At 69.5% G+C, this 23,740-nt stretch carries 14 protein-coding genes and 5 pseudogenes; 17 read left to right on the forward strand and 2 right to left on the reverse strand.

The features are described from left to right. Positions 1 to 102 precede the first annotated feature (102 nt). The 17 genes and pseudogenes from BCY76_RS13665 (at position 103) to nrdR (ending at position 21,343) form a co-directional block, all read left to right on the forward strand. Positions 103 to 1,567, forward strand: a pseudogene (locus BCY76_RS13665) (UDP-N-acetylmuramoyl-tripeptide--D-alanyl-D-alanine ligase). After that, positions 1,561 to 2,666, forward strand: a pseudogene (mraY, locus tag BCY76_RS13670) (phospho-N-acetylmuramoyl-pentapeptide-transferase). Before BCY76_RS13665 ends, mraY begins: the two co-directional pseudogenes overlap by 7 nt. A 74-nt stretch (positions 2,667 to 2,740) precedes the next feature. Beyond that, positions 2,741 to 4,254, forward strand: a pseudogene (murD, locus tag BCY76_RS13675) (UDP-N-acetylmuramoyl-L-alanine--D-glutamate ligase); the annotation flags it as partial. A 643-nt stretch (positions 4,255 to 4,897) separates the two neighbouring features. Continuing rightward, a pseudogene (gene ftsW, locus BCY76_RS13680) lies at positions 4,898 to 6,138 on the forward strand (putative lipid II flippase FtsW). Next, positions 6,135 to 7,240: pseudogene (locus tag BCY76_RS13685) on the forward strand (UDP-N-acetylglucosamine--N-acetylmuramyl-(pentapeptide) pyrophosphoryl-undecaprenol N-acetylglucosamine transferase). Before ftsW ends, BCY76_RS13685 begins: the two co-directional pseudogenes overlap by 4 nt. Continuing rightward, the gene (murC, locus tag BCY76_RS13690) at positions 7,237 to 8,736 is read left to right on the forward strand and encodes a UDP-N-acetylmuramate--L-alanine ligase (protein WP_336582422.1); all 1,500 of its coding nucleotides are present in this window, start codon (positions 7,237 to 7,239) and stop codon (positions 8,734 to 8,736) included. Before BCY76_RS13685 ends, murC begins: the two are co-directional and overlap by 4 nt. A 109-nt stretch (positions 8,737 to 8,845) precedes the next feature. Then, the gene (locus BCY76_RS13695; protein ID WP_070162392.1) at positions 8,846 to 9,877 is read left to right on the forward strand and encodes a cell division protein FtsQ/DivIB; all 1,032 of its coding nucleotides are present in this window, start codon (positions 8,846 to 8,848) and stop codon (positions 9,875 to 9,877) included. Positions 9,878 to 10,284: 407 nt separating this feature from the next. Next, on the forward strand, positions 10,285 to 11,562 hold the full coding sequence (gene ftsZ / locus BCY76_RS13700; protein ID WP_237090171.1) for a cell division protein FtsZ: 1,278 nt from the start codon (positions 10,285 to 10,287) through the stop codon (positions 11,560 to 11,562). Between the two features lie 328 nt (positions 11,563 to 11,890). Continuing rightward, entirely contained in the window at positions 11,891 to 12,346 is a 456-nt protein-coding gene (locus BCY76_RS20040; protein ID WP_272896853.1) for a polyphenol oxidase family protein, read from the forward strand. A gap of 41 nt (positions 12,347 to 12,387) precedes the next feature. Continuing rightward, positions 12,388 to 13,203 carry a YggS family pyridoxal phosphate enzyme gene (locus BCY76_RS13710; RefSeq protein WP_070162388.1) on the forward strand — a complete coding sequence of 272 codons (816 nt, stop codon included), beginning with the start codon at positions 12,388 to 12,390 and terminating at the stop codon, positions 13,201 to 13,203. 105 nt (positions 13,204 to 13,308) lie between these two features. Further along, positions 13,309 to 14,013 (forward strand): cell division protein SepF, encoded by a 705-nt coding sequence (locus BCY76_RS13715; RefSeq protein ID WP_070162386.1) that lies wholly within the window; start codon positions 13,309 to 13,311, stop codon positions 14,011 to 14,013. A gap of 87 nt (positions 14,014 to 14,100) precedes the next feature. Then, positions 14,101 to 14,394, forward strand: a complete 294-nt coding sequence (locus tag BCY76_RS13720) for a YggT family protein (RefSeq protein WP_070162384.1) — start codon at positions 14,101 to 14,103, stop codon at positions 14,392 to 14,394. A 178-nt stretch (positions 14,395 to 14,572) separates the two neighbouring features. Next, the gene (locus tag BCY76_RS13725) at positions 14,573 to 15,643 is read left to right on the forward strand and encodes a DivIVA domain-containing protein (RefSeq protein WP_085437819.1); all 1,071 of its coding nucleotides are present in this window, start codon (positions 14,573 to 14,575) and stop codon (positions 15,641 to 15,643) included. 20 nt (positions 15,644 to 15,663) lie between these two features. Beyond that, positions 15,664 to 16,239 carry a signal peptidase II gene (lspA, locus tag BCY76_RS13730; protein ID WP_083277781.1) on the forward strand — a complete coding sequence of 192 codons (576 nt, stop codon included), beginning with the start codon at positions 15,664 to 15,666 and terminating at the stop codon, positions 16,237 to 16,239. Beyond that, positions 16,236 to 17,192 (forward strand): RluA family pseudouridine synthase, encoded by a 957-nt coding sequence (locus tag BCY76_RS13735; RefSeq protein WP_070162378.1) that lies wholly within the window; start codon positions 16,236 to 16,238, stop codon positions 17,190 to 17,192. The genes lspA and BCY76_RS13735 overlap by 4 nt, the downstream gene beginning before the upstream one ends. Before the next feature lie 2 nt (positions 17,193 to 17,194). Then, positions 17,195 to 20,725, forward strand: coding sequence for a DNA polymerase III subunit alpha (dnaE, locus tag BCY76_RS13740; protein ID WP_170922703.1), 3,531 nt, complete (start codon positions 17,195 to 17,197; stop codon positions 20,723 to 20,725). Between the two features lie 114 nt (positions 20,726 to 20,839). Beyond that, positions 20,840 to 21,343, forward strand: a complete 504-nt coding sequence (nrdR, locus tag BCY76_RS13745; RefSeq protein WP_070162374.1) for a transcriptional regulator NrdR — start codon at positions 20,840 to 20,842, stop codon at positions 21,341 to 21,343. Positions 21,344 to 21,455: 112 nt separating this feature from the next. Here nrdR and rpe read toward each other — a convergent pair whose 3' ends face one another. Both rpe and BCY76_RS13755 read right to left on the reverse strand, forming a co-directional pair. Further along, on the reverse strand, positions 21,456 to 22,133 hold the full coding sequence (rpe, locus tag BCY76_RS13750; RefSeq protein ID WP_070162396.1) for a ribulose-phosphate 3-epimerase: 678 nt from the start codon (positions 22,131 to 22,133) through the stop codon (positions 21,456 to 21,458). Positions 22,134 to 22,204: 71 nt separating this feature from the next. Then, on the reverse strand, positions 22,205 to 23,740 hold a 1,536-nt coding region (locus BCY76_RS13755; protein ID WP_237090172.1), incomplete at its 5' end, for an RsmB/NOP family class I SAM-dependent RNA methyltransferase.

A 23,740-nucleotide genomic window follows, 5' to 3' on the forward strand; every position in this document is an offset into this window, starting at 1 on the left:
CGCCGGCTGAGCCCGCCCGCCGCCCCGCGGCCGCCTTCCGGGCGCGGTGGGCGCGCTTTCGACCTGACCGCCACGACCCCCACAGATCGGACCCGAGACAGCATGATCGAGCTCTCTGCGGCGGAGATCGCCGAGATCACCACCGGCCGCCTCGTCGGCATCGACGACCCGCAGGCGGTGATCGCCTCGGCGGCAGACACCGATTCACGCGCCATGGAGCCCGGCGCCCTGTTCATCGCCAAGCCGGGCGAGACCACCGACGGTCATCTCTTCATCGATGCTGCCCTCGCCGCCGGCGCGGTGCTGGTGCTGGCCGAGCGAGAGACGACTGACCCTCACGGCCGGACCCACCCTGCGGTCATCGTCGACGACGTCGTTGCGGCGATGGGCCGGCTCGCCGCGGAGATCGTCCGCCGGATCCGCGCGCATTCGCCGACCACCGTCATCGGCATCACCGGATCGGCGGGCAAGACCACCACCAAGGACCTGCTCAAGGGGATCCTCGAGGAGGAGGGGCCCACCGTCGCCCCGCAGGGCTCCTACAACGGCGAAGTGGGTGTGCCCCTGACGGTGTTCACCGCCTCGCTGGACACTCGGCACCTCGTCGTGGAGATGGGGGCCGACGGCCCAGGGAACATTCGGTATCTGGCGCAGATGGTGCGTCCCGACATCGGGGTGGTCCTGATGGTCGGTTCGGCCCATGCCGGCAAGTTCGGCGGGGCCGACCGGATCGCGGAGGTCAAGCAGGAGCTGGTGGAGGAGGTCGGCCCCGAGGGGACGGTCGTGCTCAACGACGACGACGCCAGGTGCGCCGGATGGCCGACGCGTCCTCCGCGCCGGTCACCTGGTTCTCCTCCGACTCGATGGATGCGCTGCCGGGGGCGGTGACAGCACGGGACGTCGGCCTGGACGAGGAGGGGCACCCCCATCTGACCTTGGCCTTCGGTGAGGAGGTCCACGAGCTCGCCAGCGGACTGACCGGCGTCCACCACGTGACCAACATCTTGGCCGCCGCCGCGGCGCCCGTGCGGCGGGCGTGGCCCCTGCGAGCATCGCGGCCCGTCTTGAGGGCCGGGGCCCGGGGAGCCGGTGGCGCATGGAGCGCACCGAGCGGCCCGACGGCGTGACCGTCATCAACGATGCCTACAACGCCAACCCGGAGTCGATGCGCGAGGCGCTGCGCACTCTGGCGATGATCACCCGACCTACGGGTCGACGGTCCGTGGCCGTGCTCGGCGCCATGTTGGAGCTGGGTGAGGAATCGATCATCCGCCACACGCAGCTCGGGGAGACGGTGGTCCGGCTCAACATCGATCGCACCCTGGTGGTCGGCGAGGAGGCCTATCCGCTCTACCGCGGGGCCGTTGCGGAGGGAAGCTGGGGCTCCGAGGTCCACTGGGTGGCCACGGTCGAGGAGGCCGAGGCCCATCTGGACCAGGAGCTGAGCGCCGGGGACGTCGTGTTGTTCAAGTCGTCGAACAGTGCAGGACTTAGACTGCTGGGAGACCGGATCGCCGCGAAGGGGTCCGCGGACGTCGACGGCGGGAAGGCAGGTGGCTCGTGGTAGCAGTGGTGATCGGCTCTGTGCTGGGCCTTGTCCTGACTCTTCTGGGCACCCCCTTGTTCATCCGGCTGCTGGTCAAGCGCGGCTACGGACAGTTCATCCGCGACGACGGCCCGACGTCCCACCACGTCAAGCGCGGCACTCCCACCATGGGCGGTGCGGTGATCCTGATCGCGGTGGTCGTCGCCTACTTCCTGGCGCACCTGTTCATGCTGCTCACTCGGGAGCAGACGTCGGGGCCCAGCGCCTCAGGGCTGCTGCTGCTCCTGCTGATGGTCGGCATGGGACTGGTGGGCTTCGCGGACGACTTCGCGAAGATCTCCCGGAAGCAGTCCCTGGGGCTGACTCCCTGGGCCAAGATCACCGGCCAAGGCGTGGTGGGCGTGCTGTTCGCCGTCCTGGCCCTGAACTTCCCGGACCACCGGGGCATCACGCCCGGGTCCACGGCGATCTCCTTCGTGCGGGAGACGGTGATCGATCTGGCCTTCGCCGGCCCGGTGCTCGGGGCGATCCTGTTCGTCATCTGGGCGAACCTCATCGCCACCGCCACCACCAACGGGGTGAACCTCACAGATGGGCTGGACGGCCTGGCCGCCGGTGCGACGGCGATGGTCACGGCGGCCTATACGATCATGTCGATCTGGCAGTCCAACCAGACCTGCGGTGCTGTGCGCGCCGTGGACAGCGTGTGCTACCAGGTCCGCGACCCCATGGACATGGCGCTGCTCGCCGGGATCATCACGGGCGCCTGATCGGGTTCCTGTGGTGGAACACTTCTCCGGCGAAGATCTTCATGGGCGACACGGGATCGCTGGCACTGGGCGGCGCTCTCGCCGCCTTCGCGATCCTGACCCACACGCAGCTGCTCTTCATCATCCTGGGCGGGCTGTTCGTGCTCATCACCCTCTCGGTGATCATCCAGGTGGGCTATTTCAAGATCTCCGGCGGGCGACGGGTGTTCCTGATGGCGCCGCTGCAGCACCACTTCGAGCTCAAGGGCTGGGCGGAGGTGACCGTGGTGGTCCGCTTCTGGATCGTCGGGGCACTGGCGGTCGGCCTGGGCCTGGCAGTGTTCTACGGAGAGTGGGTGCTCACCCAGTGAGCGCCGGGCAGGACAGCGCGCACGGCGCCCCGGACGGCGACGACCGCCGACGCCCGACGGTGCGACCGGACCTCATGGGCTGGGACGCTCCGTGGGAGGGTCTGCGGGTCGTGGTCACCGGCCTGGGCGTCTCCGGGTTCGCCGCGGCGGACACCCTCGTCGAGCTGGGCGCACAGGTCGTCGTCGTCGACGGCGGCACGGCGGAGAAGCAGCGGCGCGATGCGCAGACCCTCGAGATCGTCGGGGTCGGCGAGGTGCTGCTCGGCCCGGAGCACACCGCGGCGCTGCCGACGGTGGCCGGTGAGCCTGCCCAGCTGGTGGTGACCTCTCCGGGCTGGCGCCTGATGCGTCGATCATCGCGGAGGCCTCCACGGCTGGGATCCCGGTCTGGTCCGAGGTCGAGCTCGCCTGGCGCCTGGGTCCGCGGCCCGGTGCGCGGACGCCGGAGTGGCTGGTCCTGACCGGCACCAATGGCAAGACCACCACTGTCGGGCTCCTCGAGTCCATGCTGCGGGCGGACGGTCGCCGGGCGGTCGCCTGTGGCAATGTGGGCATGCCGGTGCTGGATGCGATCCGCGATCCTGAGGGCTTCGACGCTCTGGCCGTGGAGCTCTCCAGCTTCCAGCTCCACTACACCGAGCTTCTGGACCCGGCGGCCTCCGCCGTGCTGAACCTCGCTCCTGACCATGTCGACTGGCATGGGGGATTCGAGGACTACCGCGCGGACAAGGCTCGGATCTACGAGAACACGCGCGTGGCGTGCGTCTACAACGTCGATGATCCCGTCACGGAGGAGATGGTCGCCGACGCGGACGTCCAGGAGGGGTGCCGCGCGGTCGGCTTCACGACGGGCACCCCGGGGCTTTCGATGCTGGGGATGGTGGAGGACGTGCTGGTGGACCGTGCCTTCCTGGTCGAACGTCGTCACCAGGCTCTGGAGATCGGCCGGCTCGCCGACTTCGGCCCGGTGGCCCCGCAGCACCTGGTGGCCAATGCGTTGGCCGCTGCGGCCTTGGCGCGTGCCGTAGGCGTCTCGCCGGATGCGGTCCGGGAGGGCATCCGGGACTATGAGCCCGGCCAGCACCGCATCCAGCCGGTGGCGAAATCCCAGGACGTGCTGTGGATCAATGACACCAAGGCGACGAACCCGCATGCTGCGGCAGCCTCCCTGCTCAGCTTCCAGGACGTCGTCTGGATCGCTGGGGGACTGCCCAAGGGAGTCGTCTACGACGACCTCGTGGCACAGGCGGCCTCCCGCCTCCGACACGTCATCCTGGTGGGTACAGACTCCTCCCAGCTGAGGTCCAGCCTGGCACGACACGCGCCGGGCGTGCCGGTGGTCGGTGGCCGTGTGGGTGATGATGGAGGCGCACCGCTGAGCCTGCTGGAGCGCCGCCTGGCGGGTGCCGACGGCGCCGAGGCGATGCGTGCGGCGGTGGAGACGGCCGCGGACGTCGCCGAACCCGAGCAGACGGTCCTCCTCGCCCCGGCCGCGGCGTCGATGGACCAGTTCGACTCCTACGGCGACCGGGGGGATGCCTTCATCGCCGCGGTGGCCGAGCTGATGGAGCGGCGATCCGCGCAGGGGACCTCGGAGCCCGGCCACGGACCGGCCGACCCCGGGCCCGCAGACATGGAGCCCGCAGACACGGAGCCTGCAGAGGGCGAGGAGCAGCCGCTGCGGCGGGCAGAAGACCGCTGAGCACAGCACCACCGATCAGGAGGACGGAATGGACGACCGACGACCGCGTCTCCCATCCGTCAGACGGTTCGCGCCGGAGGAAGGGTCGCATGGCTCCTCCTCCGCGCCGGGGGCGCCCCGTGAGGCGGATGAGAGCGGTGTCGAGGAGTCGGGAGCACAGGCCCCGGCCCTGGGCGCCCCGGCACATGATGAGGCCGATACGACGACGGGGGCGGGCGAGACGCCCAGCCCCGAGGAGCTGCGCAGTCGGCTGCGGCTCGTCGAGGCCGGCCCGCCGGATCCGGCGGGTACGGCCGACTCTGCCGACCCTGCCGACCCTGCCGACCCTGCAGGGTCTGTCGGCTCGGCAGCGTCCAGCGATGCCGCCGGCCAGGCATCCGGAGAGCCTGGCAGCTGGAAGGCCGAGCGCGCCTCCCGCTGGTCTGCTCGGATCAGTCGCTTCTGGGGCTTCATGGAGGGTGGCAGCGCCCACACCAACTTCTGGCTCGTTCTGGGATCCACGCTGGCCCTGACCGCCATCGGACTGACGATGGTGCTGTCCTCCTCGTCGGTCGACGCCTTCGGCGAGTCGGGCAGTTCGTTCACCCTGTTCACTCGGCAGGCGATGTGGGCCGTCGGTGGGCTGTTGGGAATGCTGGTGATCTCCCGGCTCCCGGACCGATCCCTCGGTCTGCTGGGATGGGTGCTGATGATCCTCTCCGGCATCCTGCTGGCGCTGGTGGTCTTCACTCCGTTGGGCCACGAGGTCAACGGGTCGCGGAACTGGATCCGCATCGGCTCGATCGGCGGTCAGCCTCCGAGCTGGCGAAGCTGGCGCTCGTGCTGTGGGGCGCGGCCGTGCTGACCCGCAAGGGCCGACTGGTCCGCCGGTTCGTCCATTGGGCGATGCCTCTGGTGCTGCCCGGCACCCTGTCGATCCTGCTGCTCGTGCTGCTCGGCGGAGATCTCGGCACCAGCCTGATCATCCTGCTGATGGTCGGCACGCTGCTGTTCACCGTGGGCGTGTCCTGGCGCTACTTCGTCGTGACCGCGGCCTCGGCGGTCATCGCCGTGCTGCTGCTGGCCTGGACCAGCGCCAACCGACTGTTCCGCATCCAGGCGTGGTTGGGGATGAACTGCGACCATGCGTCCGACCCCTGCCATCAGTCGCAGCAGGGGATCTACGCGCTCGCCACCGGCGGCTTCTGGGGTGTGGGGCTCGGCCAGTCCCGGCAGAAGTGGCACTACATCCCCGAGGTGGAGAACGACTTCATCCTCACGGTGCTCGGCGAGGAGCTGGGACTGTTGGGCACGCTGGTCGTGCTGCTGCTCTTCGGCGCGCTGATCGTCGGGATCTTCCGCATCGCCGCCAACAGCGACGACCGTTTCGCTCGCCTGGCCTGCATGGGCATCGCTGCCTGGCTGGTGGGCCAGGCCTTCATCAACATCGGCATGGTCACGGGGCTGCTTCCCGTCATCGGTGTGCCGCTGCCGTTCATCTCCTACGGCGGGTCGGCGCTGACCTGTGCCCTGCTGGCGGTCGGCGTGGTGCTGAACTTCGCCCACCGGCGTCGGCGGCAGGAACGTGCCCAGAATCCCGCCGATCCGAGGGAGGCCGCCCCTGCGGACGTCGCGACGTCCGAGGAGGGACCCGACCCGGCGCCTTCGGCACCGGCCCGCGGGCCCCGCGGCGCTCCCCCTTCCGTGAGTCTCCCCACCGCACACCGTCGGCGCCCGGCGAGGATCCGCCTCGGCGCCGGCGACGACAGGAAGAAGGCCGACACACCATGAGCACTCTATCCGTGGTCCTCGCCGGCGGCGGCACCGCCGGCCACGTCTCACCGATGATCGCGATCGCCCACGCCGTCGGGCGCCTCGCTCCCGAGGCGGAGGTGTCGATGATCGGCACCGAGACCGGGCTGGAGACCCGCCTGGTCCCGGAGGCGGGCTTCTCGCTGGACATGATCGAGAAGGTCCCCATGCCGCGTCGACCGTCGCGGGACATGCTGCGCTTCCCCGGGCGCTTCCGGGCAGCGATCGACGACGCCGCAGAGATCCTCACCCGGCGCGGGGCCGACGTCGTGATCGGCGTCGGCGGCTACGTCTGCACCCCCGTCTATCTGGCCGCGCGCCGGATCGGCGTGCCGATCATCGTGCATGAGGCCAATGCCAGGCCTGGGCTGGCCAACCGCCTGGGCTCTCGGGTGGCGGCGTTCATCGGCGTGGCGTTCGAGGGCACTCCCTTGAAGGGGGCGCAGTGGGTGGGGATGCCCATGTCCCGGGGGATCTCTCAGTTGGACCGCACCGCCGCCCGCGCCTCGGCCCGTGAGGATCTGGCTTGGAGCCGGATCGGACGACGCTGGTGGTGACCGGGGGGTCCTCCGGGGCTGCCTCGGTCAACCGGGCCGTGGCGGAGTCGCTGGATGACCTGCTGGCCACGGGAGCACAGGTGCTGCACCTGACCGGCCGGGACAAGGCTGTGCTCGGCGACGACGGTTCCCCGGTCCGCCGGGAGGGGTACCATCAGCGCGAGTACCTGGACGGCATGCAGCGGGCCTATGCCGCCGCCGACCTCATCATCGCCCGGTCCGGTGCCGCGAGCGTGTGCGAGATCGCCGCCGTGCGGCTGCCCGCTGTGTTCGTGCCGCTGCCGATCGGCAACGGGGAGCAGGAGCTCAACGCGAGGGAGCTGGTCGACGCCGGCGGCGCCCTGCTGGTCAAGGACGAGCACCTGACCAGGGAGTGGCTCGGCCGCAATGTGGTGCCTCTGCTGGAGGATCCGCGACTGCTGCGGACCATGGAGGGCCACGTCGCAGAACGCGGCATCACTGACGCCGACGATCGTATGGCGCAGGCGGCGCTCGACGCCGCCCGCCGGGAGGGACAGGCATGACCACCGCCACCGGCTCCGAGCCGAGCCCCGCCGGGGAGCCCGGCCGCGACCCGCTGACCCCGGCCCAGCTGGGGCGGGTGCATCTGCTGGGACTCGCCGGGGTGGGGGTCTCTGCCGTGGCACGCCTGCTGCAGGCGGCAGGAGTGCCCATCTCCGGCACTGACGGCAAGGAGCTGCCGGTCCTGGACGAGTTCCGTGCTGCCGGAGCGCCTGTCCGGGTCGGCTACCGGGCTGAGAACCTGCCCTCGGTGGAGGAGGAGACGGGGGAGCCGATCACCACGATCATCGCCTCCTCCATCGCGACGGCCGGAAACCCGGAACATGACGAGGCGGTGCGCCGCGGTCTGCGGGTCCTTCACCGTTCCGAGGGGCTTGCCGCCGTCATGTCGGGCCGCCGTTCCGTCGCGGTGGCGGGCACGCACGGCAAGACCACCACCTCCTCCATGACGACGGTGCTGCTCGAACAGGCCGGTCTCGAGCCCAGCTTCGCCGTGGGGGCGACGGTCGCCGGCCTCGGTGTCAACGCCGCCGCCGGCGGCGGGGAGTGGTTCGTGGCCGAAGCCGACGAATCGGACGGCTCGTTGCTGAACTATCGGCCCGAGGTGGCGGTCATCACCAATGTGGAGGCTGATCACCTCGATCACCACGGCACAGCCGAGGCGGTGCACCAGGTCTTCGTCGACTTCACCGAGCGCATCCTCGACGGCGGCGAGCTGATCATCTGCGAGGACGACGACGGGGCACGGCGCCTGCTGGCAGAGGTCAGCCCGGCACTGGCCAGGCGTGGCGTCACGGTCACCACCTACGGCTCCTCCGCGGAGGCGGACCTGCGCCTGGGGGAGCACATCGAAGCGGCCGTCGGCGCCCTGGGCCAGCGGTTCGTCGTCACGCGGGCCGGGAACGGTGAGGACTCCGGGGTGACCGCGGGCACGTCGGGGGTGCCGGAGCACCGGGAGAGCGCCGAGGTGCAGCTGGCCGTCCCAGGCCGTCACAATGCGCTGAACGCCCTCGCGGCCCTGGCCGTCGGCCTGCGGGCGGGCCTGGATCTGCACGAGGGCGCCCAGGCGCTCGAGCACTTCCAAGGGGCGGCCCGCCGTTTCGACCACCGGGGCGAGCACCGGGGTGTGCGCGTCTATGACGACTATGCCCACCATCCCACCGAGGTGGCCGCCGTGCTCGCCGCCGCCCGTTCCGCGGTGGGGGAGCACGGGCAGGTCCACGCGGTCTTCCAGCCGCACCTGTTCAGCCGGACGAGTCTCTTCGCCGAGGAGTTCGCCGAGGCCCTGGCCGCGGCCGACACGGTCGCCGTGCTGGAGATCTATCCTGCCCGGGAGGAGCCGCTGCCGGGAGTCACCTCGGGGCTCATCGCTGACCCGCTCTTCGCTCGGGACGACGCTCCACGGGGTGCCCGGATGGGCCGGGAGGACGCGGTGCGGGCGGTGGCCGACGCGGCCCGTTCCGGCGACATCGTCTTCACGCTCGGGCGGGGGACGTGACCGCCCTGGGGCCGGACCTCGTGGAGGCTCTGCGCGGATGAGCCCCCGCCCACCGCGCCCACCGCGCCGACCTCGTCGACCGACGAGGGCCGCGGCGAGGCCCCCGTCGGTGGACGGGGACGCCGGCGCCGAGCCGCCACAGGACGACGTCTTCCAGGAGGCCCCTGCGCAGGAGACCGCCTCACGGGTCGCCGAGAGCGGCCCGGCCGGGGCCGGGCCCACCGAGGGGGACGTCGTCGTGCCTCTCGAGACCGAGATGCCGCGCCGATCACGGCGCACTGCCGAGGAGGTCTTCGAGGACCCCGGTGACGCGCCTCCGCAACGATCGAGCAGTCGCCCGGTCGCGGGGCCTCCCTCCGAGTCACAGGACTGGCACCTCGACGAGGACGACGACGCCGAGCCGCTGCCCTTCCCCGAGCCCGAGGTGGTCAGCACCCGTCGTCGCCGACGTCGTCGCCTCGGGTGGACGATAGGACTGGTCGGGGTCCTCGTCGCCGTGGTCGGGGTGCTGTACTTCTCGCCGCTGCTGACGATCCATCACATCCAGGTGGAGCGCAACGATCTGCTCACCGAGTCCCGCGCCCAGGAGCTTCTCCAGCCGCTGTACGGCAGACCGCTGCCACAGGTGGGCAACGCCCAGGTCCAGGAGCTGCTCGCCGAGGAGCCGGTGGTGGACGACGTCGTGGTCCAAGGGGAGCTCCCGGACACGCTGACGGTGGAGATCATCGAGCATCCGCCGGTGGCGGAGGTCCTCGACGGCGACGAGCTGCAGTTCTACAACGAGCACGGCGAGGTGATCAGCACCTTCGCGGATCCGGAGGACCCCGAGGCGGACGACCACGCGACGCCGCGGATCAGCGAGGAGGCCGCCCTGCGGGACGACGCCGTGTTCAGCACCATCGTGGCCGTGCTGGGGGAGCTGCCGGCCAGCGCGCGCGAGGCCATGGACTCCGCGACGGCGGACTCGATCGACTCGGTCCAGCTGATCCTGGACGACGGCAGGACCGTCGTCTGGGGAGGAGCCGAGCGTGGCGCTGAGAAGGCCGTCGTCCTGGAAGCCATCCTGGCCTCCGAGGCCGAGGACTTCACGGAGGTCGACACGATCGACATCTCCACTCCGGACACGCCCGTGACGCGGTGAACTCGCCCGTCAGGGCTCCGTGGCGCGCCGCCGCGCCGGATGGTCGGGCGGTGTCCAGGCGGCGCCGGTAGAGTGGCGGGCAGAACAACCTTCGAGCCAGGTCGAACGTTCGCGGGAGACCTAAGGTTCAAGTGCAACTTGAACGTTGCCGAGGGTTGTGGACCAGCAGAAGAATGTCATGAGCACGGAGGCTCCCGTCTGCTCGACGAGCGCAGCGACGTCAGGGCTTCCCGAGCACCGGCCCGGTGTGACCGCGAACCATACCGGTCCGGCCGGGAAGTCCGACGGGTCAGCCGGAACAGCCCAGGCGGTTTCGGTGGATGGACAGTGAGGAGTCGCGCAGCGACTCAGCGGGCGACGGGGGTCTCCGTGCCCATGACGTGAGAGACGAGCAAGGGACACACAACGTGGCAACACCGAACAACTACCTGGCCGTGATCAAGGTCGTCGGCATCGGTGGAGGCGGAGTCAACGCCGTCAACCGGATGATCGAGGTGGGCCTGCGGGGCGTCGAGTTCATCGCCATCAACACCGACGCCCAGGCACTGCTGATGAGCGACGCCGATGTGAAGCTCGACGTCGGCCGCGAGCTGACGCGAGGTCTCGGCGCCGGCGCCAACCCGGAGGTCGGCCGACAGGCCGCCGAGGACCACGCCCAGGAGATCGAAGAGGTGCTCACGGGTGCTGACATGGTCTTCGTGACCGCCGGCGAGGGCGGTGGGACCGGCACCGGCGGTGCGCCCGTCGTCGCGCGCATCGCGCGCTCCCTGGGTGCGCTGACCATCGGTGTGGTGACCCGTCCGTTCACGTTCGAAGGCCGCCGCCGGGCGTCCTCGGCCGAGACCGGCATCGAGGCGCTGCGCGACGAGGTCGACACCCTCATCGTCATCCCCAACGATCGTCTCCTCTCGATCTCCGACAAGAACGTCTCGGTCCTCGACGCCTTCCGCTCGGCGGACCAGGTGCTGCTCTCCGGTGTCCAGGGCATCACCGACCTGATCACCACCCCGGGTCTGATCAACCTCGACTTCGCCGACGTCAAGTCCGTGATGCAGGGCGCCGGATCGGCACTGATGGGCATCGGCTCGGCCAACGGCGAGGACCGTGCGGTCAAGGCCGCTGAGCTGGCGATCGCCTCGCCGCTGCTCGAGGCCTCCATCGACGGCGCCCACGGCGTGCTCCTGTCCATCCAGGGCGGCAGCGACCTGGGTCTGTTCGAGATCAACGAGGCCGCCCGTCTCGTGCAGGAGGTCGCCCATCCCGAGGCGAACATCATCTTCGGCGCGGTCATCGACGATGCGCTCGGCGACGAGGCTCGCGTCACGGTGATCGCCGCAGGCTTCGACCAGGTCGACGCCACCTCGGCTCCTGCTCAGGCTCCTGCTCAGGCCGCGCCGCAGGCGCCGCTCCGCAGGCGCCGCGGGCCGCGTCCCCGGCACCCGCGCAGCGTCCCGCCCCGGCGACCGTTCCGGGGACGGTCCCCGTCTCCGGAAACTCCGTGCCCGGGACCGTGCCCGTCCAGCAGCCCTCCCACGCCGCTCCGCAGCACCACGGCGGCGAGCACGACACCGCGCCGGTCCAGCGCCAGGCGCATCAGGGCCAGGAGAAGCAGGACATCCCGGACATCGTGGAGTCGGACTACACCGGCAGCCGCAGCGATGATCTGGACGTGCCCGACTTCCTGAAGTGACGACCCGTCGATGACGGAGGCTGGCGGCGTGGACTCGCTGTACTGGTGGCACGACACAGCCGCCGGAGGCGACGTCCACGTCGCCTTCACGTCTGTCAGGGCCGGCAATCTGGCCCGACACGTGGGCGATGAGGACGCCGAACAGATCGAGGTCCGCCGTCGCGCGCTGCAGCAGCGCATGGGTGTGGAACCGGGGACCCTCCGGTTCCTGGATCAGGTGCACTCGGCCACGGTGCTCGACGCTCGGCACATCCTGCCTCTCCGGGCGCCGCACCGACCGGCGACGCCTGGTTCTCCCGGGCCGGCGCCGAGCCCCTGGCATCATGGTCGCCGACTGCCTGCCGGTGCTGATGGTCGGCCGCACGGCGTCGGGCGGGACGTCCAGGGCCCCTGGCGGCGAGGCCCTGGTGACGGCCGCGGCGCATGCGGGCCGTGCCGGGCTCCTGGACGGAGTGCTGGAGAACACGGTGGCGGCGCTGCACGAGCATGGCGCCGAACGGATCCAGGCCTGGATCGGTCCGGGAGCCTGCGGCTCCTGCTACGAGGTGCCTGCCGCCATGCGGGACGAGCTGGCCGTGCGCAGGCCCGCGATCGCCTCCGAGACGACCTGGGGGACACCTGCTCTGGATCTTCGCTCCGAGGCGGAGGAAGTACTGCGCGGCCGCGGCGTGGAGGTCCGCCAGCTGGCCGGCTGCACCATCGAGGACGACACGCTGTTCTCCCATCGGCGTGCACCGGGCGAGGGTCGGTTCGCGGGCCTCGTCTGGCGCGCACGCTGAGCCACCGGGCATCCGCACCGTCCCTGACCTAGAGTGGAGGGGTGGAACTGCACAGCACCTCATCGCCCGAGCTGGAGGACGACCGCACCGAGGAGCTCCGGGAACGGCTCGACGCCGTCCGGGCGCGCATCGATCGGGCCGTGGCGCTGGTCGGCCGGCGTGAACGCCCGGAGCTGATCGTGGTCACCAAGTTCTTCCCCGCCGAGGATGTCCTGCGGCTGCTGCATCTGGGCGTCACGGATGTGGGGGAGAACCGGGACCAGGAGGCCTCGGCCAAGGCGGACGCGGTGGGTCGGCTCATCGCCGCCCACACCGCGGACCATCCAGACCGGCCGCTCGCCCCACCGCGCTGGCACTTCATCGGGCAGTTGCAGTCCAACAAGGCCCGATCGGTCCTGCGCTACGCCTCCAGCGTCCACTCTGTGGATCGCTCCTCGTTGCTCAAGGCGCTGCGACGTGCCGCGGCCGGCAGTGCCGAGTCTCAGGAGGCGGGGGCGCCGGCAGCAGGGCGGGCCCGTGAGGTCGACTGTCTCATCCAGGTGGATCTGCGCACCGAGATCCCCTCGGACGCTCGAGGCGGAGCACGGCCGGAGCAGATCGCGCAGCTCGCCGATTCGGTGCAGGCGGCAGAGGGCCTGCGGCTGGCGGGGCTCATGGCCGTGGCGCCGCTGGACGAGCCGCCCGGCCCGGCGTTCGCCAGACTCGCCGAACTGTCCGCGGAGCTGCGCACGGTGCATCCGGAGGCAGTCATGGTCTCAGCGGGAATGAGCAATGACCTGGAGGAGGCCGTGGCGCACGGCGCGACACACCTGCGCATCGGACGGGATGTCCTCGGGAACCGCCCGGCGCCGCGATAGTGTCGGAGACGCGCAGTGACAACCCCAGGACCTCCCGGCCTGCGTGCGATTCCTGCTCGAATCGAGCGGGGCGACGGAGGTCCCGACCTTCCCAGGAGTGACCTCATGGCCGGTGCATTCAAGAAGACCATGATCTACCTCGGCCTGGCCGACGGAGACGAGTACGAAGACGAGCGCGCACGCGCCGAGGAGCGTCCCGCGGCGCGTGCTGAGGCCCCCGCTCCGCGCCAGGGATCCGCCGCGTCGCGGGCTCCCGAGCCCAGTGCCTCATCGCTCCGCACCGGGCCTGTGGCGGCCGTCCCGGCCTCGAGCACCTCGCGGGGGTCCGAGGTCGTCTCGATCGATGCGGCGGCACACGGTGCAGGTGCGGCGAGCAGCGCACGGAACGTCGAGGCGCGGGGAGCCGCCGAGCAGGGGGACTCCTCCGCCTACAACAGCTCCAGCCTCGCGGTGGATCCCGAGTACCGTGCTCCGGTGACCCCCATCAAGCGTGCCCCCTCCTCCCGGGATGAGAGTTCCGCCATGCGTCGAATCACCACCGTCCACCCGCGCTCCTACAACGATGCTAAGGTCATCGGTGAGTCCTTCCGCGACAGCATCCCGGTGATCATGAACGTCACCGATATGGGGGAGGCGGAGGCCAAGCGACTGGTCGACTTCTCTGCAGGCCTCGTCTTCGGCCTGGGCGGGTCGATCGAGCGTGTGACGAACAAGGTCTTTCTGCTGACCCCCAAGAACGTGGAGGTCCTCGCCGAGGAGCGCGCGGCCGGCGATTCGCCGTCGTCCGCGCAGTTCTTCAACCAGAGCTGAGCCTCCGGGGCTGACACGAGGTCCTGCGGGGCATCTGCCCGAGCCCTGACATGACACCGACACTGATCAGAGGAACGACGCCGAACCGTGGACCTCATCGCCGCTCCGATCTATCTGCTGCTGACCGTCTACCAGCTGGCCCTGGTGATTCGGATCATCTTCGACATCACCCAGCAGTATGCGCGCCAGTGGCGCCCCAAGGGCCTGGCACTGGCAGTGGCCATGGCGGTCTATGCGGTCACCGACCCGCCGATCCGCTGGCTCCAGAAGCGCATCCCGCCGCTGAATCTCGGCGGAATCGCCCTGGACATGGGATTCATCATCGTCTTCCTGGGGGTCGTCATCGCCAAGATGGTCGTGCGCGGCATCGGCATGGCCTGATCAGGTCCTTCTCCGGTCCAGCTCCAAGCCTCGCTTGAAGGTTGAGGTCGAACCCCAGGCCGCGGACCGGGTATTCTGTCCGGTGACCGCTCGACATCCCCAGGACGCTGTAGGTCTGCGGGCCGACGATGGGCACCGCGCCTTCACGCTGAACCGCTTCTCGACGAGGTGACACTGCATGGCCCTGACTCCCGACGACCTCCTGAACAAGGAGTTCCCGGAGACCAAGTTCCGTCCCGGCTACGAAAAGGACGCTGTCGACGACTTCCTCGATGACGTCGTCGTCGAGTTCCGTCGCCTGATCCAGGAGAACGAGGATCTCAAGGCCCAGGTCGCGGCCCTCGAGGAGCAGCTCGAGGAGCACCCCGCGAACCTCGAGCCCGACGAGCTCAAGGACGCCGGCCTGTCCGGCTACGCCGGCACCGCCGCCGAGGTCACCGGGACGTTCGCACCGATCACCGAGGACTCGGAGGCGGAGGCGGAGGTCGAGCCGGAGGCCTCCGAGGAGACCGACGCGCCGGAGTCGGAGGAGCAGCCTGAGGCTCCGTCCGCCCAGGACAGCGCCGTCACGGCGTATCCGGAGTACCCGCTGGGCACCCGGCCGGCCCAGCCGGCGCCTGAGGTGCAGACCGTCGACGAGTCCGGTGCTGACGCCGACGGTGTGGCCTCCACCGCCACCGGCGTGCTCGCGATGGCTCAGAAGCTGCACGATCAGTACGTCGCTGAGGGTGAGCAGACCCGGGCGGCCTACATCGCGGAGGGTGAGCAGACCCGGGCGGCCTACATCGCCGAGGGCGAACAGACTCGCGCGGCGTACATCTCTGAGGGCGAGGAGACCCGGGCGGCGTACATCTCCGAGGGTGAGACCACCCGCGAGCAGTACATCACTGAGGGTGAGCAGACGCGGGCGGCGTACATCTCCGAGGGTGAGACCACCCGGGACCAGTACATCGCCGAGGGTGAGAAGACCCGGGCCGAGTACATCGCCGAGGCTGAGCGCAAGCGTGCGGAGATCGTGACCGAGGCGGAGACCCGCGCGGAGAACATGATCGAAGAGGCGGAGCTCACCTCATCCCGGACCCTGGCTGTCCTGGAGCGCAAGAAGGCCGACCTGGAGACCAAGGTCAGCGAGCTCACCAGCTTCGAGCGCGACTACCGAGCACGTCTGAAGGACTACATCGAGGGTCAGCTCGCGGATCTCAACAGCCGCGGCTCCATCGAGAAGGAAGCCACCGGCGCCGAGCTGTGAGCACCGGTCAGCTCCCTCCTGTGTCGACGCCCTCCTCCGCAGAAGGCCCGTCCCGCCGGGCGGCGGTCCTGACGGCCGCCGCCGTGGCCGTCCTGGCCTGGTCCACCGATCAGCTCACCAAATGGTGGGTCGAGTCGACCATGACACTGGGCGAGCAGATCGACGTGCTTCCGCCGGTGCTCTACTGGCGGTACCACCTCAATCCCGGCGCCGCCTTCTCCCTGGGCACCGACCACACCTGGTTCTTCACCCTGGTGATGTCCGGCGTGCTGCTGTTCGTCCTCTGGCACTCCCGCAGGCTTGGGGGATCGTGGCTGTGGGCGCTCGGCCTGGGAGGCCTCGCCGGAGGAGTGGCGGGGAACCTCACGGACCGACTCTTCCGGCCGCCCGGCTTCGGACACGGTGAGGTCGTCGACTTCATCGCGGTGCCGAACTTCGCGATCTTCAACGTCGCGGATTCGTTCATCGTCTGCTCCATGATCGGCATCTGCGCGATGCTGGTCTTCGGCCTCGACATCGACGGGACGCGCGAGGGGAAGGCCCGCGACGCTGAGGAGCAGGCGGACGGCGGCGAACCGGAGGAGGATCCCCGATGACCGGCCTCGAGGAGGCGTCGACGGTGCTCGTCGAGGTCTCTTCGGACCGTGACGGATCCCGTGCGGACGCCGTGCTCGCCGAACGTTTCGGCATCTCCCGCACGGAGGCGGCCGGCTGGCTCGCGTCCGGGGCGGCGGTCCACGCGGACGGGCGGCGTATGGGCCGTCCGGTGAAGAAGTCCGAGAAGCTCCCGGTGGGCACGTCGCTCCAGGTGACGGTGCCCGTGTGGAACGACCCCCTGGAGGTGGTGGAGGACGTCGTGGAGGATCTTCACGTGCTGCACCAGGACGATGACATCGTCGTCGTCGACAAGCCCGTGGGCGTGGCTGCTCACCCGTCGCCCGGCTGGACCGGGCCCACCGTGATCGGCGGCCTGCTCGCCCTGGGGGTCGAGATCTCCACCTCAGGCGCCCAGGAGCGCCGGGGCATCGTGCACCGGCTCGACGTCGGGACCTCCGGGATCATGGTCGTGGCGAAGACCGAACGGGCCTACAGCGTGCTCAAGGACGCCTTCCGCACCCGGACCCCCAGCAAGACCTATCACGCCCTCGTGCAGGGGCTGCCAGACCCGGTCGACGGCACCATCGACGCGCCCATCGGTCGGCATCCCGGGCACGAGTGGCGCTTCGCCGTCATCGAGGACGGGCGAGACTCCCGCACGCACTACCGGCTGCTTGAGGCCTATGGCCGGGCCAGCCTGGTGGAGGTCTCACTGGAGACGGGGAGGACGCATCAGATCCGTGTGCACTTCTCCGCCCTGGGGCACCCCTGCGCGGGTGACCTGACCTATGGCGCGGATCCGACCCTGGCGGCCCGACTGGGGCTGACCCGTCAGTGGCTGCACGCCTATGAGCTCGGCTTCACCCATCCCGCGTCGGGCGACTGGGTGAGCTTCCGCTCCGAGTATCCGCAGGACCTCGTGGAGGCCCTGCGCATCATCGAGGAGGTCTGACGATGTCCGGAGACTTCGTCCATCTGCACAACCACACCGAGTACTCGATGCTCGACGGCGCCGCGAAGATCGGAGAGCTCTTCGAGGAGACCCAGCGTCTGGGCATGCCGGCGGTGGCCACCACGGACCATGGGTTCCTCTTCGGGGCCCATGAGTTCTGGAAGACCGCGCAGCAGTACGATGTCAAACCCATCATCGGTCTGGAGGCGTATCTGACGCCGGGCACGCACCGGTCCGAGCGTCGTCGGGTGAAGTGGGGCGACGGTGTTGCAGGGGAGAAGGACGTCTCCGGCGGCGGTGCCTATACCCACATGACCATGTGGGCCGAGGACACCCGGGGAATGCACAACCTCTTCCGGATGGGCTCCCTGGCCTCCATCGAGGGCTACTACTTCAAGCCGCGCATGGACCGGGAGATCCTCGAGACCTACGGCAAGGGCATCATCGCCACCACCGGCTGTCCGTCCGGGGAGATCCAGACCCGTCTGCACCTGGGGCAGTACGAGGAGGCCAAGCGGGCCGCCGGTGACTTCCAGGACATCTTCGGCAAGGAGAACTTCTACTGCGAGCTGATGGACCACGGGCTCGAGATCGAGCGAAGAGTCAAGGCGGATCTGCTCAAGCTGGCCAAGGAGATGAACCTCCCGCTGGTGGCCACCAACGACCTCCACTACACCCACCAGCATGACCACAAGGCCCACGGCGCGTTGCTGTGCGTGCAGTCGAACTCGACCCTGGACGATCCGAACCGGTTCAAGTTCGACTCCGAGGAGTTCTACCTGAAATCGGCGGCGGAGATGCGGCATCTCTTCCGCGACTTCCCGGAGGCCTGCGACAACACGTTGGCGATCGCGGAGCGTTGCCAGGTGGAGTTCAACGAGTCGGCCTCCTACATGCCCCGCTTCCCCGTCCCGGAGGGTGAGACCGAGGAGTCCTGGTTCATCCAAGAGGTCGAGCGGGGGCTGGCCTACCGGTACCCCTCCGGGGTGCCCGACGACGTCAGGAAGCAGGCCGAGTACGAGATCGGCGTCATCACCCAGATGGGCTTCCCGGGCTACTTCCTGGTGGTCGCCGACTTCATCAAGTGGGCCAAGGACAACGGCATCCGCGTGGGGCCGGGCCGCGGCTCCGGCGCGGGATCGATGGTCGCCTACGCGATGCGCATCACCGACCTGGACCCGCTGCAGCACGGACTGATCTTCGAGCGCTTCCTCAACCCGGACCGTGTGTCCATGCCTGACTTCGACGTCGACTTCGACGACCGTCGTCGAGGCGAAGTCATCGACTACGTGGTGCGCAAGTACGGCGACGAGCGCGTCGCTATGATCGTCACCTACGGCACCATCAAGTCCAAGCAGGCGCTGAAGGACTCGGCCCGCGTGATGGGTGAGCCGTTCTCCACCGGCGACCAGCTCACGAAGAAGATGCCGCCGGACGCCATGGGCAAGCCCATGCCGCTGTCGCAGATCTATGACGAGAACTCGCCCCGCTACTCCGAGGCTGTGGAGATGCGGGAGTTCCTGGATTCCGATCCGCGGATGAAGGAGATCTTCGACCTCGCGTCGGGCCTGGAGGGTCTGAAGCGCCAGTGGGGCGTCCACGCGGCCGGGGTGATCATGTCCTCGGATCCGCTGATCGACATCATCCCGCTGATGAAGCGTGAGCAGGACGGCGCGATCATCACCCAGTTCGACTATCCGATCTGCGAGTCGCTGGGTCTGATCAAGATGGACTTCCTGGGTCTGCGGAACCTGACGATCATCTCTGACGCCCTGGAGAACATCAGGAACAACAAGGGCGTGGACGTCGACCTGGAGACTCTCGACCTGGACGACCGGCCGGCCTATGACCTGCTGGCCCGGGGGGACACGCTGGGCGTGTTCCAGCTCGACGGCGGAGGCATGCGCTCCCTGCTGCGGCTGATGCGGCCGGACAACTTTGAGGACATCTCCGCGGCGCTGGCGCTGTATCGTCCGGGGCCCATGGGCGCGAACTCGCATACGAACTACGCGCTGCGCAAGAACGGCCAGCAGGAGGTCAGCCCGATCCATGCGGAGCTCGAGGAGCCGCTGGAGGACATCCTCGACACCACCTACGGCCTGATTATCTACCAGGAGCAGGTCATGGCCATCGCCCAGCGGGTGGCGGGCTATTCGCTGGGACAGGCCGACATCCTGCGTCGCGTGATGGGCAAGAAGAAGAAGGCCGAGCTGGACAAGCAGCAGGTCGGCTTCTTCGAAGGGATGAAGGAGAGCGGCTATTCGGAGGCGGCGGCCCAGGCCCTGTGGGACATCCTGCTGCCCTTCTCCGACTATGCGTTCAACAAGGCGCACACCGCCGCCTATGGGCTGGTCGCGTACTGGACCGCCTATCTGAAGGCAAACTATCCGGCAGAGTATCTGGCGGCCCTGCTGACCTCGGTGGGGGAGAACCGGGACAAGCTGGCCCTGTACCTGGCCGAGTGCCGCCGCATGGGCATCACAGTGACGCCGCCCAGCGTGAACGAGTCGGCGCTGACGTTCACCCCGGTCGGGGATGACATGATCCGCTTCGGCATGGGTGCGGTCCGCAATGTGGGCGCCAACGTCGTCGCCGGTCTGGTGGACGCCCGCCAGGAGAAGGGCGCCTACGAATCGTTCGCAGACTTCCTGCAGAAGGTTCCGCTGCACGTGTGCAACAAGCGCACGGTGGAGTCCATGATCAAGGCTGGAGCGTTCGACGAGCTCGGGGACACGAGGCGGGCTCTGGTCTCGGTGCATGAGCAGGCCATCGACCAGTCCATCGGGCAGAAGAAGAAGGAGGCCGAGAACCAGTTCGACCTCTTCGCCGACGCCGATGTGGACCTGGGCGACTCGGTGAAGGTCACGGTGCCCGACCTGCCCGAGTGGGACAAGAAGGACAAGCTGGCCTTCGAACGGGAGATGCTGGGACTCTATGTCTCCGACCACCCGCTGCAGGGCCTGGAGCGGGTCCTGGCCCAGCATGCGGACCGCTCGATCTCCTCGCTGCTGAGCGAGGAGGGTCCCCCGGACGGGGCGACGGTGACGATCGCGGGCATGATCACCACGTTGCAGCGACGCATCGCGAAGTCGTCGGGGAACCCCTATGCGAAGGTCGAGGTGGAGGACCTGGCCGGGTCGATCGAGGTCATGTTCTTCGGCAAGGCGTATCAGCCGATCTCGACGGTGCTCGCCGAGGACCTGGTGGTCGCCATCAAGGGTCGGCTGCAGCGGCGCGACGACGGCTCGGTGTCGATCTCCGCCCAGGAGATGATCGTCCCGGAGCTCGACGGCGAGGCCAACAGCGGACCGGTGGTGCTCACCGTGCCCAGCCAGCGAGCCAACGAGAAGGTCGTCACCCAGCTCGGCGAGGTGCTGCAGCGGCATCGCGGCGGCAACGAGGTGCATGTCCAGTTGCTCTCAGGCGACAAGGTGGAGGTCATGCGTCTGGGTCCGCAGTACCAGGTGACGCCGTCGCCGTCGCTGTACGGGGACCTGAAAGTCCTGCTGGGACCGAGCTGCCTGAACGGCTGAGGCACTACATCTTGTGGTGAATGATTTTGTCCGCTCTACATGTTGTGGATACAATCATGGCATCACAGGTCGTGGTCCGGTGCCCCACGATGAGGACGAGAGGAGGGTGCCGAGATGTTCTGTCCGTACTGTCGGCATGACTCCTCGCGAGTCGTGGACTCGCGCATGCTCGAGGACGGCTCCGGCATCCGCCGTCGGCGGCAGTGTCCCCAGTGCTCCAAGCGGTTCACCACCATGGAGACGACCTCCCTCAACGTGATCAAGCGCTCTGGCGCCGCTGAGCCGTTCGACCGCTCGAAGGTCATCAATGGTGTGCGCAAGGCCTGCCAGGGCCGCCCGGTCTCCAGCGATGACCTGGCCGTCCTCGCCCAGGAGGTGGAGGAGGCGGTCCGCGCCTCGGGCAATGCCGAGGTGGACGCCAACGACGTCGGCCTGGCGATTCTGGGACCGCTGCGCAAGCTCGACGTGGTCGCCTATCTGCGTTTCGCCTCCGTCTACCGGGGCTTCGACAACCTCGATGACTTCGAGGAGGCCATCGGGGAGCTGCGCCGCGAGGAGCTGCACCCGGTCGGAGGCGACCACACCACGGTGGTGCAGCCGCGCTTCGGTTTCCGCTAGACTTCCAGATGTACCGGCGGTGCTCTCTTCAGGGGAAGGTTGAGAGCACCGCCGGTTCTGTCATCTCCGGGCCTGTTCCGGGCCGTGAGGCCCGACTGTGTGTTGGCCCCTCTCAGCGGGCCAGCAGCGCCCGCAGGTCGGCGATCGCGGCGTCGGGATCCTCAGCGGAATAGACCGCCGAGCCGGCCACGAAGGTGTCGGCGCCCGCGTCCGCGGCACGCAGGATGGTCTCGGCGTTGATGCCGCCGTCGACCTGGACGGCGATCTGCCCGCCGAGGTCGTCGACCGCACGGCGGGCCCGTCGGATCTTGGGCAGCACCAGATCCAGGAACGCCTGGCCCCCGAAGCCGGGTTCCACCGTCATCATCAACAGCATGTCCAGCTCGCCGAGCATGTCCAGGTAGGGTTCGATCCCGGTGGCCGGCTTGAGCGCCATCGCCGCCTGGGCCTGCTGGGCGTGCAGCTCCCGGGCCAGGCGGACCGGGGCCTTCGCCGCCTCCGCGTGGAAGGTCACCGACTCGCAGCCCAGCTCCGCGTACTGCGGAGCCCAGATGTCGGGGTCCTCGATCATCAGGTGGATGTCCAGGGGCAGGTCGGTTGTCTTCCGGATCGACTCCACCACCGGCAGCCCGAGGGTGAGGTTCGGGACGAAGTGGTTGTCCATGACGTCCACATGCACGGCGTCTGCGGTGCTGATCCGGGAGATCTCCCGTGCGAGGTTCGCGAAGTCCGCGTTGAGGATGCTCGGGTGGATGCAGGGGGAGCGTCGGTGCTGGGCGTCGGCCGCCAGGTCGGAAGCAGGGTCGGCAGCAGGGCTGGCAGCAGGGTCGGCAGGAGTGTTCACGGGTCTGATCCTATGCGTCAGTCGGACTGGGTGGGGCGGAACAGGAGGGCGAAGAACATCGCATCGGTGCCGTGGACATGGGGCCACAGCTGCACCGTTCGGCTGTTCGTGCTGGTCTCGTCGCCTGCTTCGCGCAGGGGCACGGAGCGGAGGAGCTCGGCCCCCAGCGGAGAGCTGACGGCCGTCATGGCGTCATGGGCGTCCAGCAGCCGCAGGTCCGGGCGACGCCGCAGCAGATCCTCGACCTGCACCACTGTCTCGGCCACATGCGGTGAACAGGTCACGTAGGCCAGCAGCCCGCCGGGCGCGAGCACATCGGCGGCGGCGTCGAGCAGCTCCTCCTGCAGCACCGTCAGCTCCGCGAGGTCTGCGGGGCGGCGACGCCACCGTGCCTCGGGGCGCCGCCGCAGGGCTCCCAGCCCGGTGCAGGGGGCGTCCACCAGGATCCGGTCGAACCCGCCATGGGTGGAGACCAGATCAGCCACGGCCGGATCCTCGCCGATGGTGCGGCCGTCGCCTTCGCGCACCGTCCAGGCGTCGGTCCGGATCGGAGCCAGGGCCTGGCGCACCAGCTCGGCGCGATGCGCGGAGGGCTCGTTGGCCACCAGCGCGGCGTCCTGCTCAGCGGCCAGCGCGGCCAGCAGGGCCGCCTTGCCGCCGGGGCCTGCGCACAGGTCCAACCAGTGTTCACCGGCGACGTCGGGGTCCACGGTCTCAGGGGTGAAGGAACCCGCCACGGCGCGGGCGATCCATTGCGAGCCGATGTCCTGGATGCGCAGCTCACCCTCGCGGACGCCGGGCAGGCGTCCGACGTCCCCACCACGGAACACCGCCGCCCCCTCGAGCAGGTCGCTGGGCTCCGCGCCTGCCGACAAGGCGCCGGCGAGACGCGGCTCCCCAGCGGCGGGGAGGTCGACCAGATGCACCACCGGGGCGGCATTGTCAGCGGCGAGGGCGGCCTCCAGCTCGCCGGAGCGACCGTCGAGTCGCAGCGCCTGCTTCATGGCCCGCACCACCCAGGAGGGGTGCGCGTGCCGGAGGCCGAGGTCCTCGTCGGAGCCCGGCTCCAGCGACTTCTCCTCGGCAAGCCGCGTCATCCACGTCTCACGGTCCTCGGCGCTCAGGCGCCGCAGCACGGCGTTGACGAAGCCTCCCGGTCCGGCCCCGATCTCGGCGCGCACCAAGGCCACGGTCTCCGAGACGGCGGCATGGGCGTCCACTCGCATCCCCAGGAGCTGGTGGGCGCCGAGGCGCAGGGCATCGAGCACCGGGGCGTCGAGCGCGTCCAAGGGCCGGTCCACGCAGGCTGCAATGATCGCGTCGTAGGTCCCCTGGGCGCGCAGGGCGCCGTAGGCGAGTTCGGTGGCGAAACCTGCGTCCCGACGGTCCAGCCGGGCGCGACGGATCTCTCCGGGGAGTGTGAGGTTCGCGTAGGCGTCGTCGCGACTCCGCGCCCGCAGGACTCGGAAGGCCACCAGTAGGGCGGGGTCGGCCTTCCTCCGTCTCCCGCTCGGCGCCTGGGCGCTGCGGCTGCGCGGCCGGGACCCGTCGGG

The sequence above is a fragment of the Nesterenkonia sp. PF2B19 genome (assembly GCF_001758425.2).
GTDB lineage: Bacteria > Actinomycetota > Actinomycetes > Actinomycetales > Micrococcaceae > Nesterenkonia > Nesterenkonia aethiopica.

Excerpts from the sequence above, each read along its gene's own strand:
- BCY76_RS13715 (WP_070162386.1), top strand. The coding sequence starts at position 13,309 with ATGGCCGGTGCATTCAAGAAGACCATGATCTACCTCGGCCTGGCCGAC.
- BCY76_RS20040 (WP_272896853.1), top strand. The coding sequence starts at position 11,891 with ATGGTCGCCGACTGCCTGCCGGTGCTGATGGTCGGCCGCACGGCGTCG.
- nrdR (WP_070162374.1), top strand. The coding sequence starts at position 20,840 with ATGTTCTGTCCGTACTGTCGGCATGACTCCTCGCGAGTCGTGGACTCG.
- BCY76_RS13725 (WP_085437819.1), top strand. The coding sequence starts at position 14,573 with ATGGCCCTGACTCCCGACGACCTCCTGAACAAGGAGTTCCCGGAGACC.
- murC (WP_336582422.1), top strand. The coding sequence starts at position 7,237 with ATGACCACCGCCACCGGCTCCGAGCCGAGCCCCGCCGGGGAGCCCGGC.
- dnaE (WP_170922703.1), top strand. The coding sequence starts at position 17,195 with ATGTCCGGAGACTTCGTCCATCTGCACAACCACACCGAGTACTCGATG.
- BCY76_RS13735 (WP_070162378.1), top strand. The coding sequence starts at position 16,236 with ATGACCGGCCTCGAGGAGGCGTCGACGGTGCTCGTCGAGGTCTCTTCG.